The organism is Eikenella sp. (assembly GCF_057315495.1).
The window spans coordinates 1-18,206 of the sequence record NZ_DBHKXY010000051.1; the positions used below are offsets into that span (position 1 = coordinate 1).

Consider the following 18,206-nt stretch of genomic DNA (forward strand, 5'->3'; position numbering starts at 1 on the left):
TCTCGCCTTGCCGTACTATTTGTACTGTCTGCGGCTCGCCGCCTTGTCCTGATTTTTGTTAATCTACTATAAAATCGATCAACATTTATCCCCACATATCAACCCTATGCAAAAATCCTTCCCCATCATCCCCCTCTTCCTCGCCGTTTTCATCGCCGCACTCATCATCTGGTCGGGCATCAACCCGTCCGACCGCGCCGTTTGGTATGCCGAAATCATCCCCGTGTCCGCCGTATTTATCGCGCTCATTGCCACTTACCGCTGCTTCCGTTTCAGCAATTTAGCTTATGTATTCATGAGTTTCTGGCTGATTATGCACACCATTGGCGCACACTACACCTTCGCCGACGTGCCCTTCGATTGGGCCAACCGCCTGCTTGCTCCATTTTTAGGCGAAGGGCGCAACCATTTCGACCGCGTCGGCCACTACATTATCGGCTTTTACGCCTATCCGATGGCCGAATGGCTGCTGCGCCGCAAACTCTGCCGTGTGCCGATTGCCTTGTTCTTTTCCCTGTTCTTCATCATGAGCGTGGCGGCGGCTTACGAAATCATCGAATGGCAATATGCCGTGATTGACGGCGGCCAGGCCGGCATAGAAGTGCTCGGCTCACAAGGCGATATTTGGGACGCGCAAAAAGACATGCTCTCCGACACGCTGGGCGCGCTCACTTCCTTATTCGTCTTCCTGTTCACCCGCCCGGACAAACGTTTGGGCAGCCAATCTTAACTGTTAAAGGCTACCTGAAAACGCATCAAACCGCTTTTCAGGTAGCCTCTTTAAAATGTATCTCACCAAGGAGTACACATATGCAGGAACAGCAAAAACACTTCGCCACCCAAGACGGCACCGAACTTTTCTACCGCTACCGCCCCGCTGCCGACGGTTCGGCCGATAAAGCCATCGTGCTGTTCCATCGCGGCCACGAGCATTCCGACCGGATGATGTTTGTTGCCGACGAACTCGGTTTCGACGATTTTGCCTATTTCGCATGGGACGCGCGTGGTCATGGCCACAGCCCCGGCGAACGCGGCGACAGTCCCAGTATCGGCACTTCCGTTGCCGATGTGGACGACTTTATCCGTCACATCCAAAGCGAATACGGCATCAAGCCCGAAAACATTTGCGTGATCGCGCAAAGCGTTGGCGCGGTATTGGTTTCCACTTGGCTGCACGACTACGCGCCGAAAATCCGCTGCGCCGTATTGGCATCGCCCGCATTCAAAGTCAAACTCTACGTCCCTTTTGCCCGCACCGGCCTGAAAATCATGCAGAAATGGCGTGGCAATTTCTTTGTCAACAGCTACGTCAAAGCCCATTACCTGACGCACAACCAAGAGCGCCAAACCAGCTACGACAACGATCCGCTCATCGCCCGCGCCATTTCCGTGCGCATCCTGCTCGGTTTGTACGAAGCCGCCGAACGCGTGGTCGCCGACGCGCAGGCAATTACCACGCCCATGCAGCTTTTGATTTCGGGCAGCGACTGGGTGGTTCATCACAAACCGCAACACGATTTCTACAACCGTTTGGGCAGCCGCATCAAAGAACGCCATGTTCTGGATGGTTTCTATCACGACACATTGGGCGAGCAAAACCGTGAAATCGCCTTTGTCGAAATGCGCCGCTTTATCCGCCAACGTTTCGACAACCCACCCCTACCGGTTGATCTGACCCAAGCCCACCTGCATGGCGAAAGCCGTCGCGAAGCCGACGAATTGGCAACACCTTTGTCTATTTGTTCGCCGCACGGTGCATTTTGGGCAGTTTACCGTGCCTCCCTCGACCTTGGCGCGCGCTGGAGCGAAGGTTTGAAAATCGGCAAGGAAACCGGCTACGACTCAGGCAGCACGCTGGATTATGTGTACCGCAACCAGCCGCAGGGCAGCAACGCCTTTGGTGTGGCGGTGGACAAACACTATCTCAACGCCATCGGCTGGCGCGGCATCCGCCAACGTAAAATCAATATCGGCAAAGCGATTCAGACGGCCTCTGCCAAGCTGCGCGAAGCGGGCAAACCCGTACATGTTCTCGATATTGCCTCGGGGCATGGACGCTATGTGCTCGACGCGCTGACTGCCGACAAGTTGCCCGATTCTGTGCGTTTGCGCGATTACAGCCCGATTAACGTTGAAGCCGGACGTAAGCTGATTGCCGAACGCGGCCTGCAAGACACGGTTACCTTCGACGAAGTCAATGCCTACGACCGTGCCAACTATCAGGATTTGCAGCCCCGTCCTACGCTGGGCATCGTTTCCGGCCTGCATGAATTGTTTGCCGACAACGATTTGATTTTGAACTCGCTCTACGGCTTCGGCGATGCGATTGAAACAGGAGGTTACCTGATTTACACCGGACAGCCGTGGCATCCGCAGCTCGAAATGATTGCCCGCGCACTGACCAGCCACAAAGCAGGCAGTCCGAACTGGGTAATGCGCCGCCGCAGCCAGCGGGAAATGGATCAGCTGGTTGAGCAAGCCGGTTTTGAAAAAATCCGCCAATGGATAGACGAATACGGTATTTTCACCGTGAGCCTGGCGGTGAAAAAATAAAATAAGAAAAGGCCGCCTGAAAATCAGACGGCTTTTTATCAAAAAATCTTAGTTGTTGGCGTTCACAGGTGAGCAGTTCTTCACCACGAAACGGCCGCCAGGAGCGGTCAAGCCCACCACGTCGGAAGTGGTGTGGGTGTTTTTGTCGATGTAGCCGGCAGACAGAGAGTAGCCGCGACGGTTGGTAAAGGTAGTACCGGTGCTGTCGGACTGTCTTCTGTTATAAGCCAAGTTTACCTGCGTACCGGCGGCATTAACCGCAGCACTTACCGGCTTGCCTTGGCGGTTGAACTCATACAGCACGTTCAACTGTTTGCCGTTGTCGCAAGAATAAGAAACCATGCCGGCGGGTGCAGCCGCAGCACTCAGGGAAACGGCAGCCAGCGCAGCCGCAGTAACAACAGATAATAGTTTCATAATGGTTATGACTCCTAATTGAGCATCAAGAAATTTTTCAGGTAGCCTCAAAGCTGCCCGAGCTGCTCTGATGCAAATGAATAATCTGCCTGGCAGCGGGCGCTATTGTATTCCTCCGGCAAGAATATGCAACTAACATCATAGTAAAATAATATTATGCTTCCGATATGGAAATTTAACTTACTTTCTGCCACCACATCAGCATGCCTTGTATTGAAAGCGGATTTTATCTGATTTGCACCGAACGTTTACAATTCCCGCTATGAAACCCACCCTGAAAGCCTCTCTACTTAAGCTTACTTTGGTCGGCGTACTGTTCTACACCAGCTACGGCCTGTCCAACCATTACGCGGCATCGCTGGCCTATGTGCCGGAAATCGCTTTTGCGTGGGAGTACGGCATTCCGTTTTGGGCGTGGACGATTGTGCCGTATTGGTCGTTGAATCTGATGTATGCGGCGGCATTTTTCCTTTGTCGAGATGCGGGCGAACAAAACCGCTACATCGCACGGCTGGTGGTGGCACAAATCGTCGCCACTGTTTGCTTCATGCTGTTTCCGCTACATTTCAGCTGGCCGAAGCCGCCCACCAGCGGGCTGTCTGGCTGGCTATTTGATTCGCTGGTCGCGTTTGATTTGCCATACAACCAAGCGCCGTCGCTGCATATTGCACTGGCAGTTATTGTCGGCGCGTTTTATTGGGTGCGCTTCCCCAAAATCCGTGTGCCGCTGTTGTTGTGGCAAAGCCTGATTGCCTTGTCGGTGTTGACGACTTACCAACACCATTTTATCGACGTACCGACCGGTGCGCTGCTGGGCTGGCTGGTGCTATGGGCCATACCGCAACGCAGCGTCCCGCCTTTTAGGTGGCGAAATCTGCCTGCAGTAGCGCCGGACGGGCAAACAGGCTACCTGAAAACGGCATCTTGCAAAGTACGGTTGAGTTCCGATAAAGCTAAAACTTCTCCCGAAACACGTTCCCGCAAAATCAAAATCGCCATGCTGTATCTCGCCGGCGCGGTATTGTCGGCTCTGCCTGCCCTACTCGGCGGTGCGTGGCTGTGGATTTTGTGGGTTAGCATATCGTTATTGGTGGCCGCTTTCGCCTATTTGACCGGTAACGCGTCGGTGTTCCAAAAACAGGCAGACGGCAGCTTATCGGCAGCAGCAACAATTTTGCTGCTGCCTTATCTGGCAGGTGTGCGGTTGAATATGGCTTATTGGCTGCGTGGAAAAGCGAAGACGGCGCGGGTACGCGAAGATGTGTTGGTTGGCAGCATATTGGCGGTTTCAGATGACTGCCCTGCCATATTGGACGTGTGCGCCGAATATCCCCGCCCTCGTTATCACGGCGCATACCGTGCGCTGCCGATGCTGGACATGGTCGCGCCGTCTGAAAACGATTTGGTGCAGGCGGCTTTGCTGCTGGAAGCATTGCGCCGGCAACACGGCAAGGTTCTGACCTGTTGCGCGCTTGGCTACGGGCGCAGCGCGGCGATGGTACTTACTTGGCTGCTGGTTTACGGCGGCTGCCGGGATTTGGCGCAGGCAACGGCAGAACTGAAACAGGCCCGCCCGCAGATGGTGCTACCGCCGGAAACGGCCAAGGCAGTAGAAGCGGCAGCAGGCTACCTGAAAAACTTCGGCGCAGATCAAAAGGGAAACCCATGAACAAGACACCAGCAACCGACAGCCTAGTTACCGCCCGCCTGCTCTCCACTTCCCGCTATACCGCCGCATTCAATGCCTTGCTGCTGGCTTTGTCGGCACAACAGGGCGGCGCGTGGGCGGTGGTACAGCTGATTTTGGCCGCAGCGCTGTTATACTGCCACATCCGCATCGAGTTCGACCGCCGCGTGTTTCAAGATTTCGCCGACGACCGCTACACGCCCGAAGTCTTCGACCAAACTTTACGGCAAATCGGCTTACGCCGCATTGCAGACAGCCGTGATATGCCGCAACGTGTATCGGGCGCACTCGCCTTATGGCGCAAAAGCTTGTATCTAACCGCTGCACAATCATCAATATTCCTGACCCAACTCCTCTGATGCCATGAAAAACTTTCTTAAAAAACAACTTGCCTGGCTAACCGACCAAGCATTGTATCTGTCGGTATCCTTCCTCACCGGGGTCCAACCCAAAAGCCCGCACGAGCTGGCGTTCGATCCGCAGCAGAAAGTGTATTACGCCAATCACGGCAGCCACGGCGATTTCTTGCTGGTGTGGATTTCCCTGCCGAGACGCTGGCGGCTTTCCGCGCGCCCCGTGGCCGGCTCGGATTACTGGCTGACCAACAAACTCAAACGCTTCATCATCCAAAACGTCTTCAACGCGCTCTTGATTCCGCGCCACAGCGATAATCCGCAGTTGATTACCGAGCAAATGAACCATGCGCTCCAAGCGGGCGATTCGCTGATTATCTTCCCCGAAGGCACGCGCAACACGGACGAAAACGAAATCCTGCTTCCATTCAAATCAGGCATTTATCATCTGGCCAAAAGTAAACCGGATACCGAATTTGTGCCAATATGGATAGACAACATCAACCGCGTCCTGCCCAAAGGCAAAGTGCTGCCCGTGCCGCTGTTGTGTGAAGTCCACATCGGCGAACCGCTGATCCTGCGCGAAGATGAAGACAAAGACACATTCCTGACACGCACCCGCGAAGCCTTGCTGGCCTTAAAACCGTCTGAAAGCGAACGGAGCGAGCTTCGCCCGAATGCGGGCAACAAGGTGCATCCAAACGAACACGCTGAACCGCACCAAAATACAGGAGAAGTATCATGAGCTTTGCCAACACATCCAGCCAAATTATTACCGAACAAACCGCCGCCCATCTGACCCCGCAAGCAGGCTATATCTTCACCGGCGTATTTGCCGTATTGATTTTTGCCAGCATCATCGGGCAATGGCTGAAACGCAAAAACGGCGCAGGCAATGCCACTATCGCCAACCTCAATGCCCGCATCTACGCTTGGTGGCTGATGACGCTGGTGCTACTGGCCGCATTTTGGTTTGGCAAAACCGGTACGGTGGTATTGTTTTTCCTGATTTCGTTCGCCGCCCTGCGCGAATTCATGACCCTTGTTTATCGCCGCCGTAGCGATTACTACAGCATGGTAACCTGCTTCTACCTGCTGCTGCCGGTGCAATATTATTTTGTTTATGACGGTTGGTACGGCATGTTCAGCATTTTCATCCCTGTTTATGGTTTTTTGGTGTTGCCGATTATTGCCAGCCTGAGCGGCCAAACCGCCCATTTCCTCGAGCGCGCCGCCAAAACGCAATGGATGGCGATGATCTGCATCTTCTGCCTCTCCCATGTGCCTGCCCTGATGTTCCTAAACTTAGACGGCTTCGACAGCCGCGGCAATATCTTGTTGCTGATTTTCCTGATCGGCGTGGTGCAGGCGTCAGACGTGTTGCAATACGTTTGGGGCAAGCTGGTGGGCGGCGCCAAAATCATGCCCTCGCTTTCCCCGTCGAAAACCATATCCGGCACGGTGGGCGGCATTTTGTCTGCCACCGCGCTTGCCGCATTGATGTCGCCGATTACCCCGTTTAGCCACGGCCAGGCTGCCGCCATCGGTTTCACCATCTGCCTGATGGGTTTCTTCGGAGGGCTGGTGATGTCGGCCATCAAGCGCGACTACGGCGTGAAAGACTGGGGCAACATGATCCGCGGCCATGGCGGCATGCTCGACCGCGTGGATTCCATCTGCTTTGCCGCACCGATTTTCTTCCACATCGTCCGCTACTACTGGCACGGCTAACGGCAAGTAAAAAGCGATACCAGGCTACCTGAAAAAAGTTTCACGGCACATTATGCTTGCAACAAACCCATTTCTGCTTGAAACAGAATGATTTTGAGACAATCAAATATAAAATAGCCGAATATTTATTAGGGCGCGTTTTGATTTACGTTAAAATGCGCCTTTTTTTCTTGAAGGATGCCCCCACTGGGCGGGAATTTTATGTCTGAACACCACACACACACTTCAACTTGGAAAAGCCGCATCAACGCGCTGGGCCCCGGAATCATGATGGCTTCGGCAGCGGTGGGCGGCTCACATCTGATTGCCTCTACCCAAGCCGGCGCACTCTACGGCTGGCAGCTGGCGCTGATCATTATCCTCACCAATCTGTTTAAATATCCGTTTTTCCGCTTCAGCGCACACTACACGCTGGACATGGGCAAAAGCCTGATTGAAGGCTATGCCGAGAAAAGCCGCTTTTATTTGTGGGTGTTTCTGATTTTGTGTGTGGCATCGGCCACGATTAACGCCGGCGCGGTAGCCATCGTAACCGCCGCCATCGTCAAAATGGCGATTCCTTCGCTAACATTGGATGTAGGCGCAATCTCCGCGCTGATTATGGCTTCCTGCCTGATTATCCTGGCCAGCGGGCGCTACAAGGCTTTGGATAATGTTTCCAAAATCATCATCGTGAGCCTCACCATCGCCACCGTGGCCGCCGCCGCCATCGCTATGTCGCGCGGCATGCAGATGAAGCCGGACTTTATCGAGCCTACTCCGTGGACATTCACCGCCTTAGGTTTCCTCATCGCACTGATGGGCTGGATGCCGGCACCGATTGAAATTTCGGCCATCAATTCGCTGTGGGTAACCGAAAAACAACGGCTCAATCCTTCCAGCTACCGCGACGGCATTTTCGACTTCAACGTCGGCTACATCACCAGCGCGGTGCTGGCCGTGGTGTTTCTTGCTTTGGGCGCATATGTGCAATACGGCAACGGCGAAGAAGTGCAGATGGCAGGCGGCAAATATGTGAGCCAACTGATCAATATGTATGCCGTTACCATTGGCAGCTGGTCGAAACCGCTGGTGGCCTTCATCGCCTTCGCCTGCATGTATGGCACCACCATTACCGTGGTAGACGGCTACGCACGCGCCATCGCCGAGCCCATCCGCCTGCTGCGCGGCAAAGACAAAACCGGCAATATCGAGCTCTTTGCCTGGAATACTTGGGTGGCCGGCTCCGGATTGGCCGTGATTTTCTGGTTTAATAGCGCCATGGCCGAGCTGCTCAAATTCGCCATGATCACCGCCTTCCTCTCTGCCCCCGTGTTTGCCTGGCTCAACTACCGCCTCGTGAAAGGCGACAAGCGCCACAAGCTCACCGCCGGCATGAACTTCCTCGCCATCATTGGCCTGATCTACCTCACCGGATTCACCCTGCTGTTCCTACTGAACTTGAGCGGTCTGTTGGATCCGCTGAAGTAAACATCATCTGCCAAGCAAAAGGCTACCTGAAAATTTTCAGGTAGCCTTTATTCAAATTCATATCCCTATAATGGGTTCTACATCAGAGCGTACACCACCAAGCATACGCCCTACCCCCGCTTCCCGCTCTTACGCCTCAAGTGCACCATGGCCAACGAACGTATTTCATACAGCACCGCGGTAGCCGTTTCAAATTCATTAAGCAGACCATGCTCAGCTGCGGAAAACGGCGGGGAATCGTTCCAAGAGTCCATGCCGCCGAACACATGGGTTTGTTCGCACGCCAGCTGCAAGCGTTCGTGTGCCGGTAGGGATTCGTTTACCAAGGTCTGCAGTGCCCGATCGAAAAAAGCCTGCTTCCAATGTTGCTCCCCAATCGCTTCGGCGAGTTGGGCAATATCGGTTAATGCTTGGTCAAAACGCCGTAACAACTCTGGCTCGGTCATGTGTTTTTTCCTGATTGCTGCAAATAGTGGCAAGCCTACCCATTATCTGTGCATAGCCAATCATTGGCATCACATTGCTCAGCCTGCCGCCCAAACAAAAGGCTACCTGAAAAGTTCGGCTGCGTTTGCAACCGGTTTTTCAGGTAGCCTCTGGCATACCAATCTTACTTATTCTTTATGCTGCAAGGCAGCTTTCACAAATGAGGTGAACAGCGGATGCCCTTTGCGCGGCGTGGAAGTGAATTCGGGGTGGAACTGGCTGGCGAAGAACCAAGGATGCGTGCCCTGCGGCAGCTCAATGGTTTCCACCAAACGTTCGCGCCCGCCGGATACGCCGCTGATCACCAGCCCGGCCTTTTCCAGCGCCGGTACGAAATGGTTGTTTACTTCATAGCGGTGGCGGTGGCGTTCTTTGATATTAGTGCTGCCGTAGATGGCGGCGGCCAGGCTGCCGGCGGTGAGCTCCACTTCCTGCGCGCCCAAGCGCATGGTGCCGCCCAAATCGGCGTGTTCGTCGCGCTTTTCCACCGCGCCGTCGGCGGTTTGCCATTCATCAATCAGCGCCACCACGGGATAGGGCGTTTTCAAATCGAATTCGGTGGAATTAGCGCCTTCCATGCCGGCCATGTGGCGGGCAAACTCGATAAGCGCAATCTGCATACCGAGGCAGATGCCCAAATAGGGCACTTTGTTTTCGCGGGCATAGCGGGCGGCAGCGATTTTGCCTTCCACACCGCGCACACCAAAACCGCCGGGCACGAGGATGGCATCGAAGTTTTTCAGGCAGTCGGTGCCTTCGGTTTCGATATTTTCGCTGTCGATATAGGTGATGCACACTTTGGTTTCGGTGTGGATGCCGGCATGCTTCAAGGCTTCGCTGAGCGATTTGTAGGACTCGGTCAGATCCACATATTTGCCCACCATGGCAATGTGCACGGTGTGCTTCGGATGCTCGATGGCATGCACGATTTTGCGCCATTCGGTGAGGTCGGCCTGCTGGATATTGAGTTGGAGCTGCTCGCAAATGGCATCGTCAATACCCTGGCCGTGCAGCATTTCGGGGATTTTATAGATGCTGTCGGCATCGTAGCAGCCGATTACGGCACGCTCTTCCACGTTGCAGAACAAGGCGATTTTGCGCCGCTCTTCTTCGGGCAGCAGCCTGTCCATACGGCAAATGAGCACGTCGGGCTGGATGCCGATTTCACGCAATTCTTTCACCGAATGCTGGGTGGGCTTGGTTTTGATTTCACCGGCAGCGGCGATGTAGGGAACGTAGCTTAAGTGGACGAACAGGGTGTTGGCGCGGCCGAGCTGGCTGCGCATCTGGCGGATGGCTTCCAAAAACGGCAGCGATTCGATGTCGCCCACCGTGCCGCCGATTTCCACAATGGCCACGTCTTTATTGGCCGCGCCTTCGTGGATGCGGCGTTTGATTTCGTCGGTGATGTGCGGAATCACCTGCACCGTGCCGCCCAGATAGTCGCCGCGACGCTCTTTGGCAATCACGTTTTCATACACCTGCCCGGCACTGAAGCTGTTGGCGCGGGTGAGCTTGGCGTCGATGAAACGTTCGTAGTGGCCGAGGTCGAGGTCGGTTTCCGCGCCGTCTTCGGTCACGAACACCTCGCCGTGCTGGAAGGGGCTCATCGTGCCGGGGTCCACGTTGATATACGGGTCCAGCTTGAGCATGGTAACGTTCAGCCCGCGCGATTCGAGAATGGCGGCAATAGAAGCGGCGGCGATACCTTTCCCTAAGGAAGATACCACGCCGCCGGTTACGAAAATAAATTTGGTCATGATGCAATGCCCGATTTGGAAAGCGTAATTTTACCCCGTTTCCCGCAAAAGCAAAAGCGCGGGGATTTTCAGCTTTCAGGTAGCCCTTGCTCGGGCAGGCTACCTGAAAACCACACGCCGACAAAGTGCAAAGCCTGATCCGCCGCCCTTTCAAAGCCCTGAATGCTATGCGATAATACGCCCGAATTTCAACTAAAAAATTTCCGCACCATGCAAGGCAATATTTTCGTTATTTCCGCCGCCTCAGGCACAGGCAAAACCACGCTGATCGCCCGGCTGCTGCAGCATCATTCCGACATCCGCGTATCCGTTTCCCACACCACCCGCGCCCCGCGCCGCGGTGAGGAAAACGGCAAACACTACCACTTCGTCAGCGTGCCCGAATTCGAGCGCATGATAGAAGAAGGCCAATTCGTGGAATACGCCAAAGTGTACGGCAACTACTACGGCACCAGCACCCAAAGCCTGGAAAGCCTCACCCGCCAAGGCGTCGACGTTATCCTCGAAATCGACACCCAAGGCGCGGAGCAAATCCGCCGCCTGCTGCCGCAGGCCTACAGCATCTTCATCGCCCCGCCCTCCTTGGCCACTTTGGAGCAACGCCTGCGCCAGCGCGCCGCCGACGCCCCGCAAGTGATTGCCGTGCGGCTGGCCGAAGCGCGCAACGAAATCGAGCAGGCGCGCCTGTTCGACTATTTGGTGGTGAACGACGACCTCACCGCCGCCGAAGCCGCCCTGCTGCACATCATCAAATCCCAGCGTTGCCGTTTGGAAAACCAAACGCCCTTCCTCAACGAACTGCTCGGCAGCGGCGACAACGCTTAATTTTATTTTTCAGGTAGCCTCCGGCTGCCCGCAGGCTACCTGAAAACATTTACCCCATTAATTCACCACATATAAGGAACACATCATGGCACGCATTACCGTAGAAGACTGCATCACCCGCATCCCCAACCATTTCAACCTCACCCTGGCCGCCGCCTACCGCGCCCGCCAGCTGGCCAACGGTTCCATGCCGCTGGTGGACGACATCCGCAACAACAAACCCACCGTAACCGCCCTGCGCGAAATCGCCGCCGGCCAAATCGGCGAAGAAATCCTCTCCCGCAGCAAGTAACCATGATTGCCCCCAGCGCCGATTATGCCGCCCCCGTTGCCGCCTGGCGTGAACACCTGTTTGCCCAAACAGACTACCTGAAAAAAATGGAACGCTGGGCCTTGCTCGAAGCCGCCTGCGTTTACATTCACGACACCGCCGCCAAGCAGGGGCAGCCCGAGCGGCTCGAACGCGCCTTCCGCCTCACCGCCGCGCTGGCCGAGGAAAAACAGCGCGTGCACGCCCTGTGCGCGGTGCTGGTGCAAATTGCCATGGAAGACCTCGGCACACAGGCTAACCCTGCCTTTTTGCAGGCCACATTCGGCGAAGTGTGCACCGAAATCGTCGCCCATATCCACACCGATACCGAAGCCGGCCAGGAAGCCCAGCTCACCCAGTGCCGCCGGCAAATCAACGAGGTATACCACCTCATCGTCGAACGCAGCCGCCAATCCCTGCTGCGCGCCGCAGGCTACCTGAAAACCGAAGACCAAAGCCTGCTCAACCGCGCCTGCGATTTCGGCATCCGCGCCCACCAAAACCAATTCCGCAACAGCGGCGTGCCCTACATCACCCACCCCATGGCCGTAGCCCAGCAGCTGGCCGAATGGCACATCGACGCCCAAGGTCTGTGCGCCGGCGTGCTGCACGACGTGCTTGAAGACACCGGCACGAGCAAAGAAGAGCTGGCCGCCGAATTCGGCCAGGCCATTGCCGATATGGTGGACGGCCTCTCCAAGCTGGAAAAACTCGAATACGACAGCCAGGCCGAACATCAGGCCGAGAGCTTCCGCAAGCTCATCATGGCGATGACCAAAGACATCCGCGTCATCATCGTCAAGCTCTCCGACCGCCTGCACAATATGCGCACGCTGGATGCCAAAAAGCCCGACAGCCGCCGCCGTATCGCCCGCGAAACGCTGGAAATCTACGCCCAGCTCGCCAACCGCATCGGCCTCAACCATGCCTACCGCGAGCTGCAAGACCTCTCCTTCAAATACCTGCTGCCCAACCGCTACGCTGTGCTCAAGCGCGCCCGCCAAGCCAGTCGCCGCAACCGCCGCGATGTGGTGGGCAAAGTATTGAGCGCCTTCAGCCAGCGACTGGTGAGCGCCAACATCGAAGCCAAAATCCGCGGCCGCGAAAAGAACCTCTACAGCATCTACAAGAAAATGCAGGACAAAAAACTGCATTTCTCCGAAGTGATGGATATTTACGGCTTCCGCGTTATCGTCAACAACATCCCTGCCTGCTACGCCGCCCTCGGCGCGCTGCACAGCCTCTATAAGCCCAAGCCCGGCCACATCAAAGACTACATCGCCATCCCCAAGGCTAACGGCTACCAAAGCCTGCACACCACCCTAGTCGGCCCCTTCGGCCTGCCCATCGAAGTGCAAATCCGCACCCGCGAAATGGATAAGGTGGCCGAAGAAGGCGTAGCCAGCCACCTGCTCTACAAAAACCCCGCCACCGACCCGGCCGCCCAACGCACCCACCAATGGTTACAAAACATCCTCGATTTCCAAGCCCAGGGCGATAATGCCATCGAATTCCTTGAGCACGTGAAGGTGGATTTATTCCCGCGCGAAGTGTATGTATTCACGCCGAAAGGCAAAATCCTAGTACTGCCCGAAGGCGCCACGCCGGTGGATTTCGCCTATGCCGTACACACCGACATCGGTCACCGCTGCATTGCCGCCCGGGTCAACAACAACATGGTTTCCCTGCGTACCCGCCTGCGCACCGGTGACAGCGTGGAAATCATCACTTCCAACACCGCCCGCCCCAATCCGGCCTGGCTCAACTTCGTGATTTCCGGCCGCGCCCGCAGCGCCATCCGCAACAAACTCAAAAACATCGACCGCGGCGATGCCGTGCGCCTGGGCGAGCAGCTGCTGCAACGCGCCCTCACCGCCCTGCTGCCCCAAGAGCTCCTACTCTCTGAAGACCTCAAGCAAAGCTATCTCGACGACCTCAGCCGCAAAAACACCAGCTTCGAAGACATCCTCTACGACGTGGGCATGGGTCGGCTTGCCCCCGTATCAGTGGCCATGCACATTGCCGAAATCGACGGCCGCCAGCCTGAGAGCAACGGCGTGAAAATAGCCCCCATCAGCGTGGGCAGCAGCGACAGCGGCCGCATCCAACTTGCTTCCTGCTGCCACCCCATCCCCGGCGACAGCATCAAAGCCCTGCTCGTGAAAGACCACGGCCTCATCATCCACCGCGACACCTGCCCCAACACCCTCAAAGCCCCGCCCGAGCAACAACTGGATGCTAACTGGGAAGGTATCGAGCAAAAGAAAACCTACCACACCAGCATCACCGTATCTGCCAAACGCGCCCACGGCCTGCTCGCCGCCATGGCACAAGCCGTATCCGGGCATGGCGCCGACATCGAATCGGTCGATACCCTCAGCTCCGCCCAGGAAAACAGCGAAGGCTTCATCGAATTCAGCTTCCGCCTGCAAATATCCAACCTCGAGCAGCTGGAGCAAATCATCAGCGCCCTATATGCCATTTCGCAGGTGCGCAAAGTGCAGCGCCAATGAAAACGGGATGTTTATTCCTGTAGCTGACCAGGTAATACGGCAGCTACAGGCATCCCGCTTCCAGCCCACGCCGCCATGCTTTAAACCATATCAATAAACGACACACATCATGTCCAAAAAATTTCCCATTTTCCCCAAACACCCCGAACGCATCTGCTGGGGCTGCAACAAATACTGCCGCACCGAAGATCTGCAATGCGGCAACGGCTGCGAACGCATCCAACACCCCATCGAAACCGACGGCCCCGAATGGTATAAACACGGCGACTGGAGCAACCTGCTCAGCGATGAGCAGCAAATCGAACTCGGCCTCAAAGCCGCCCCTGCACCCACCCCGGAAGCACCTTCCAAACCGGCCAAACCTCATATCAAACTGCCGCTCAAGCAGCATTAGTCCACATGTTTTCAGGTAGCCTTTTAGAGCAACAAAGGCTACCTGAAACTTTTCCCCATCACTCCACCCAACAAAAATACCGCCGGGCTTTCCGGCGGTATTTTCAATACAGCTGCAATCGTGCTTATTCACTTTTAGCGTCTTCGATATCTTCAGCAATGTCTTTTTCCAGCTGGCTGATCAAAGCATCGCACTCCTGTTTACGCTGTTCGGGAGTGGTCTTCATCATGTTTTCCTGGATGTTGCGCATGTTCTGGCGCAGGGGAGCGTAGATATCGGCAAATTCTTTGCGACGTTGCTCGTCTTTCACGCTGGCCAGGTATTCTTCGATTTTGTTTTCCCAAGGCTGACACCAGTGGTCGCCGGCAGCGGCAGATGCAGCGGCAGCCGGAGCAGAAGCAGCATCGCTGGCAGCGGGTGCGGAAGCAGCCGGAGCAGAAGCTGCGGAAGCGGCAGAGGCATCAGATGCAGCAGCCGGAGCGGGGTTGTCACCGCAAGCGGTCAAAGCGAAGGCGGCGATCAAAGCGGCGAATACGGATGTTTTCTTCATGGTTGGATCCTTTATAAAGTTGAAGGGAAGTGTCTACTATAGTAAATGAACAAAAAACGACACTGCGTTGATCCACCGTGCTAGCACTGCTTAGCACTATCTGCGGCGCACCGCTTTGTCTCGGTTTTCATTCACTATAAAAGAATGTGTTTATCCTAACATAAATGTTTTTTCTCCCCAAGCCCAATGATATGAAATAGTTTTCAGGTAGCCTTCAGCTTGGGCAAAGATGCCAATTTGTAATGATTTAAAACGCTATGGTTTGGCCGGCTGCTTCTACAGCAGCGGGCTGACCAGCCGCACGCAGCGTTCGACAAAGCGGCGGATGCGCGGGCGCTGCTGCCATTTTTTCAGCTCCACTTCTTCGCAGTCTTTCAGGTAGCCTTGCAACAGCGCAGCCACGGCAGTCACAGTGTCGGGCGAATAAAGGGCGAGGCTCACTTCGAGGTTGAGGTAGAAACTGCGCATATCCATGTTTACCGTGCCGAACAAAGCAAAGCAGTTGTCCACCACCACCGCCTTGGTGTGCAGCAAGCCGCCGCCATACATTTTCAGCCTCACGCCCGCATCCAAAAGCGGCTGGTAGTAGGCGCTGCTGGCGTAGCGCACCAGACGCGAATCGTTGCGCCGCGGCAGGATTAAGGTCACTTTCACGCCGCGCTGGGCGGTCATGGTGAGCGTGTTGAGCAAGGCTTCGTCTGGCACGAAATAAGGTGTGCTGATGATTACGGACTCCTGCGCCACGTTCAGCGCATTCACCAACACATCGTACACCAGCGAAGTATCGCCGCCCGGGTGCGAGGGCAGCACTTGCACGATTTCATTGCCGCTGCCGGCGAAGCGTTCGGGCGTGCTGCTGAGGTAGCCGCTGAGGTATTCTAGGGTAGCATTGAGGTTGTGCGCGTTTTCCACCGCCCAATCGCCATAGAACACCGCCGCCAATTCCTGCGCCGCCACGCCTTCGCAGCGCAGCACCGCGTCCACCCATTCGCCCACGCCCGCGCCCTGCTTGAAGAGTTTGGGGTCGACCAGGTTGTAGCTGCCGGTGTAGGCAATGCGGTAATCTACCACCAGGATTTTGCGGTGGTTGCGTAAATCGGCGCGCACCCACAGCGAGCTGATCAGCCCGAAGGGCAGGGCGGGGGTAACCTCCACCCCGGCCTCGCGCAACCGCTCCGGCCAGTCCGACAGCCAAAAGCCCTGGCTGCCCAGCGAGTCGGCCAGAAGCTGGCATCGCACGCCGCGATCCGCTGCGCGCATCAGCGCATCCAGCACCGCCTCCACCCGGCCGCTGCCTTCCACGATATAAAACTCCAGCAGGCAGCAATGCTGTGCCGCATCAATATCGGCCACGAAGGCCTGCAAAATCTCGTCGGTATCGGACAGCAGGCGAACGCTGTTGCTGCCCGTGGGCGCGTAGCCCACCTTGCCCTGCACGAAACGCGCCAACTGGCTGAATCGGATATCCTCCACCGGCGCCGCTTCTGGCGGCAGGAAACGGTCGGCAAATTCATCGTGGAAAGCATGCAGCTCCGCCCGGCGCACCGCACGCAAACGCCCCAGTTTCGGCTCGCCGATCAGCAGATAAGCCGCTACGCCTACAAACGGGAAGGCAAACAGAAGCGTGAGCCAAGCCAGCGCCGCACTGCTCGAGCGGCGGGCGTAAATCACCCGCAGGGCAATGCCCAACGTGAGCAAAAAGTGCGTGCTCAGGAAAATATTCGACCAACTCATATGTTTTCAAACCAAAACCGGGGAAAGGCAACAGTATAGCCGCTGTGAAGGCTACCTGAAAATATAGCCGCAACAAAATGGAATCGTGTGCGGCAGGGTTGCGGCAAAGGTATAGTGGATTAAATTTAAATCAGGACAAGGCGGCGAGCCGCAGACAGTACACACGTTACGGCAAGGCGAGCCAACGCTGTACTGGTTTAAATTTAATTCACTATAAATTGCCATGTCAATGCAATCCACACAGGCCGCTGAAAAGCCAATTAAGGCTACCTGAAAGCAACCGCGACAGCTTTTCAGGTAGCCTTCCCGCCCGCCTCTGGTTTCGCGTTATACTCCCTGCAGGCCATATCGTCTTCATAATCCCTGTTCCAAGGAGCCATTCATGCACATCGTCTTCCTCGACCGCGACACCCTTCCTGCCCGCCCGCTCTCTTTCAACTTCCCCCACACCCTACACGAATTTCCCGCCACTGCGCCCGAGCAAACCAACGTCCACCTCGCCGGCGCACAAATCGCCATCACCAACAAAGTCGCCATCCGCGCCGAACACCTCGCCGCCAATCCCCAGCTCAAACTCATCGCCGTGGCCGCCACCGGCTACGACCACATCGACCTGGCCGCCGCCAAAGCCGCCGGTGTTACCGTGTGCAACGTGCGCAACTACAGCAGCGAAAGCGTGGCCCAGCACGCCTTCATGATGCTGCTCGCCCTCATCCGCCACTTGCCCACCTGTATGCGTGACATCGCTGCCGGCGCCTGGCAGCAATCTCCCCAATTCGTCCACTTCAACACCCCCATGCACGACCTCGGCGGTAAAACCCTCGCCATCTTCGGTCGCGGCAACATCGGCCGCACCCTCGCCGGCTACGCCCAGGCCTTCGGCATGAAAGTCATCTGGGGCGAACACAAACACGCAGCCGCCGTGCGCGAAGGCTACACCCCGTTTCAGGTAGCCTTACAGCAAGCCGATGCCGTTTCCCTGCATTGCCCGCTCAACGAGCACACCCGCCACATGATCGGCGCAGCCGAGCTGCGCCTGATGAAACCGACCGCCATCCTCATCAACACCGGCCGCGGCGGCCTCGCCGACGAACAAGCCGTATTCGACGCCCTGCAACAAGGCCGGCTCGGCGGCGCCGGTTTCGACGTGCTCAGCCAAGAACCCCCGCGCCAAGGCAACCCACTGCTCGCCCCGCTGCCCAACCTCATCGTTACCCCGCACATCGCCTGGGCCAGCCAGGAGGCCCTGCTCAATATGACCGAAACCCTCGAAGCCAATATCACCGCCTTCGCCGAAGGCAGGCCGCAAAACACGTTGTAAACGGATTGGGCAAGATACAGGCTACCTGAAGATTTCAGGTAGCCTTTTATAGTGAATTAAGGCATAAGTAACAAAAAAGGTGCTAAAGCCCCCCCGCAAGCC

Annotated in this window: 17 protein-coding genes and 1 pseudogene; 13 read left to right on the forward strand and 5 right to left on the reverse strand. The window is 56.3% G+C overall.

The window, feature by feature from the left end; translation table 11 throughout:
* Positions 1–106: 106 nt before the first annotated feature.
* Together ACO6EE_RS08985 and ACO6EE_RS08990 are read left to right on the forward strand one after the other, a co-directional pair.
* Positions 107–730, forward strand: coding sequence for a DUF2238 domain-containing protein (locus tag ACO6EE_RS08985; RefSeq protein ID WP_485960704.1), 624 nt, complete (start codon positions 107–109; stop codon positions 728–730).
* Positions 731–810: 80 nt separating this feature from the next.
* Positions 811–2,553, forward strand: coding sequence for a bifunctional alpha/beta hydrolase/class I SAM-dependent methyltransferase (locus tag ACO6EE_RS08990; RefSeq protein WP_485960705.1), 1,743 nt, complete (start codon positions 811–813; stop codon positions 2,551–2,553).
* A gap of 48 nt (positions 2,554–2,601) precedes the next feature.
* On the opposite strand, the gene ACO6EE_RS08995 is transcribed toward ACO6EE_RS08990, so the two are convergent.
* Entirely contained in the window at positions 2,602–2,970 is a 369-nt protein-coding gene (locus ACO6EE_RS08995) for an ACP-like domain-containing protein (protein WP_070631124.1), read from the reverse strand.
* Between the two features lie 262 nt (positions 2,971–3,232).
* Here ACO6EE_RS08995 and ACO6EE_RS09000 point away from each other — a divergent pair, with 262 nt between their 5' ends.
* From ACO6EE_RS09000 to ACO6EE_RS09020, 5 genes are all read left to right on the forward strand, one after another.
* Complete coding sequence (locus tag ACO6EE_RS09000; protein ID WP_485960706.1) at positions 3,233–4,639, forward strand: phosphatase PAP2/dual specificity phosphatase family protein; 1,407 nt, start codon at positions 3,233–3,235, stop codon at positions 4,637–4,639.
* The gene (locus ACO6EE_RS09005; protein WP_485960707.1) at positions 4,636–5,016 is read left to right on the forward strand and encodes a hypothetical protein; all 381 of its coding nucleotides are present in this window, start codon (positions 4,636–4,638) and stop codon (positions 5,014–5,016) included. The genes ACO6EE_RS09000 and ACO6EE_RS09005 overlap by 4 nt, the downstream gene beginning before the upstream one ends.
* A 4-nt stretch (positions 5,017–5,020) precedes the next feature.
* Positions 5,021–5,755, forward strand: a complete 735-nt coding sequence (locus ACO6EE_RS09010) for a lysophospholipid acyltransferase family protein (RefSeq protein ID WP_485960708.1) — start codon at positions 5,021–5,023, stop codon at positions 5,753–5,755.
* Positions 5,752–6,741 (forward strand): phosphatidate cytidylyltransferase, encoded by a 990-nt coding sequence (locus ACO6EE_RS09015; RefSeq protein WP_485960709.1) that lies wholly within the window; start codon positions 5,752–5,754, stop codon positions 6,739–6,741. The genes ACO6EE_RS09010 and ACO6EE_RS09015 overlap by 4 nt, the downstream gene beginning before the upstream one ends.
* Positions 6,742–6,942: 201 nt before the next feature.
* Positions 6,943–8,211 (forward strand): NRAMP family divalent metal transporter, encoded by a 1,269-nt coding sequence (locus ACO6EE_RS09020; protein ID WP_485960710.1) that lies wholly within the window; start codon positions 6,943–6,945, stop codon positions 8,209–8,211.
* A 110-nt stretch (positions 8,212–8,321) separates the two neighbouring features.
* Here the strand turns inward: ACO6EE_RS09020 and ACO6EE_RS09025 are convergent, their stop codons facing one another.
* Together ACO6EE_RS09025 and pyrG are read right to left on the reverse strand one after the other, a co-directional pair.
* Positions 8,322–8,657: a hypothetical protein gene (locus ACO6EE_RS09025; RefSeq protein ID WP_485960711.1), complete on the reverse strand. Its 336-nt coding sequence runs from the start codon at positions 8,655–8,657 to the stop codon at positions 8,322–8,324.
* Positions 8,658–8,825: 168 nt separating this feature from the next.
* Complete coding sequence (gene pyrG / locus ACO6EE_RS09030; protein ID WP_153708780.1) at positions 8,826–10,457, reverse strand: CTP synthase; 1,632 nt, start codon at positions 10,455–10,457, stop codon at positions 8,826–8,828.
* Positions 10,458–10,667: 210 nt separating this feature from the next.
* On the opposite strand from pyrG, the gene gmk reads away from it, so the two are divergent.
* The 4 genes from gmk (at position 10,668) to ACO6EE_RS09050 (ending at position 14,499) form a co-directional block, all read left to right on the forward strand.
* On the forward strand, positions 10,668–11,282 hold the full coding sequence (gene gmk, locus ACO6EE_RS09035) for a guanylate kinase (RefSeq protein ID WP_239683346.1): 615 nt from the start codon (positions 10,668–10,670) through the stop codon (positions 11,280–11,282).
* Positions 11,283–11,367: 85 nt separating this feature from the next.
* On the forward strand, positions 11,368–11,574 hold the full coding sequence (gene rpoZ / locus ACO6EE_RS09040; RefSeq protein ID WP_003824851.1) for a DNA-directed RNA polymerase subunit omega: 207 nt from the start codon (positions 11,368–11,370) through the stop codon (positions 11,572–11,574).
* Between the two features lie 2 nt (positions 11,575–11,576).
* Positions 11,577–14,105, forward strand: a complete 2,529-nt coding sequence (locus tag ACO6EE_RS09045) for a RelA/SpoT family protein (RefSeq protein ID WP_485960712.1) — start codon at positions 11,577–11,579, stop codon at positions 14,103–14,105.
* 109 nt (positions 14,106–14,214) lie between these two features.
* Entirely contained in the window at positions 14,215–14,499 is a 285-nt protein-coding gene (locus ACO6EE_RS09050; protein ID WP_485960713.1) for a DUF3079 domain-containing protein, read from the forward strand.
* 124 nt (positions 14,500–14,623) lie between these two features.
* Here ACO6EE_RS09050 and ACO6EE_RS09055 read toward each other — a convergent pair whose 3' ends face one another.
* On the reverse strand, positions 14,624–15,049 hold the full coding sequence (locus ACO6EE_RS09055; protein ID WP_485960714.1) for a hypothetical protein: 426 nt from the start codon (positions 15,047–15,049) through the stop codon (positions 14,624–14,626).
* 276 nt (positions 15,050–15,325) lie between these two features.
* A complete protein-coding gene (gene cls / locus ACO6EE_RS09060) occupies positions 15,326–16,783 on the reverse strand; it encodes a cardiolipin synthase (protein WP_485960715.1) in 1,458 nt (485 codons plus the stop codon).
* Positions 16,784–16,884: 101 nt separating this feature from the next.
* Between cls and ACO6EE_RS09065 the strand changes: the two are divergent.
* Together ACO6EE_RS09065 and ACO6EE_RS09070 are read left to right on the forward strand one after the other, a co-directional pair.
* A pseudogene (locus ACO6EE_RS09065) lies at positions 16,885–16,997 on the forward strand (IS5/IS1182 family transposase); the annotation flags it as partial.
* Positions 16,998–17,165: 168 nt separating this feature from the next.
* A complete protein-coding gene (locus tag ACO6EE_RS09070) occupies positions 17,166–18,104 on the forward strand; it encodes a D-2-hydroxyacid dehydrogenase (RefSeq protein WP_485960716.1) in 939 nt (312 codons plus the stop codon).
* Positions 18,105–18,206 lie beyond the last annotated feature (102 nt).

Coding starts and splice junctions, on each gene's coding strand:
- ACO6EE_RS09055 (WP_485960714.1), bottom strand. CDS start 15,049: ATGAAGAAAACATCCGTATTCGCCGCTTTGATCGCCGCCTTCGCTTTG.
- ACO6EE_RS09005 (WP_485960707.1), top strand. CDS start 4,636: ATGAACAAGACACCAGCAACCGACAGCCTAGTTACCGCCCGCCTGCTC.
- cls (WP_485960715.1), bottom strand. CDS start 16,783: ATGAGTTGGTCGAATATTTTCCTGAGCACGCACTTTTTGCTCACGTTG.
- ACO6EE_RS09045 (WP_485960712.1), top strand. CDS start 11,577: ATGATTGCCCCCAGCGCCGATTATGCCGCCCCCGTTGCCGCCTGGCGT.
- ACO6EE_RS09070 (WP_485960716.1), top strand. CDS start 17,166: ATGCACATCGTCTTCCTCGACCGCGACACCCTTCCTGCCCGCCCGCTC.
- ACO6EE_RS09000 (WP_485960706.1), top strand. CDS start 3,233: ATGAAACCCACCCTGAAAGCCTCTCTACTTAAGCTTACTTTGGTCGGC.
- ACO6EE_RS08995 (WP_070631124.1), bottom strand. CDS start 2,970: ATGAAACTATTATCTGTTGTTACTGCGGCTGCGCTGGCTGCCGTTTCC.
- ACO6EE_RS09010 (WP_485960708.1), top strand. CDS start 5,021: ATGAAAAACTTTCTTAAAAAACAACTTGCCTGGCTAACCGACCAAGCA.
- gmk (WP_239683346.1), top strand. CDS start 10,668: ATGCAAGGCAATATTTTCGTTATTTCCGCCGCCTCAGGCACAGGCAAA.
- ACO6EE_RS09015 (WP_485960709.1), top strand. CDS start 5,752: ATGAGCTTTGCCAACACATCCAGCCAAATTATTACCGAACAAACCGCC.
- ACO6EE_RS08990 (WP_485960705.1), top strand. CDS start 811: ATGCAGGAACAGCAAAAACACTTCGCCACCCAAGACGGCACCGAACTT.
- ACO6EE_RS09020 (WP_485960710.1), top strand. CDS start 6,943: ATGTCTGAACACCACACACACACTTCAACTTGGAAAAGCCGCATCAAC.
- pyrG (WP_153708780.1), bottom strand. CDS start 10,457: ATGACCAAATTTATTTTCGTAACCGGCGGCGTGGTATCTTCCTTAGGG.
- rpoZ (WP_003824851.1), top strand. CDS start 11,368: ATGGCACGCATTACCGTAGAAGACTGCATCACCCGCATCCCCAACCAT.
- ACO6EE_RS08985 (WP_485960704.1), top strand. CDS start 107: ATGCAAAAATCCTTCCCCATCATCCCCCTCTTCCTCGCCGTTTTCATC.
- ACO6EE_RS09025 (WP_485960711.1), bottom strand. CDS start 8,657: ATGACCGAGCCAGAGTTGTTACGGCGTTTTGACCAAGCATTAACCGAT.
- ACO6EE_RS09050 (WP_485960713.1), top strand. CDS start 14,215: ATGTCCAAAAAATTTCCCATTTTCCCCAAACACCCCGAACGCATCTGC.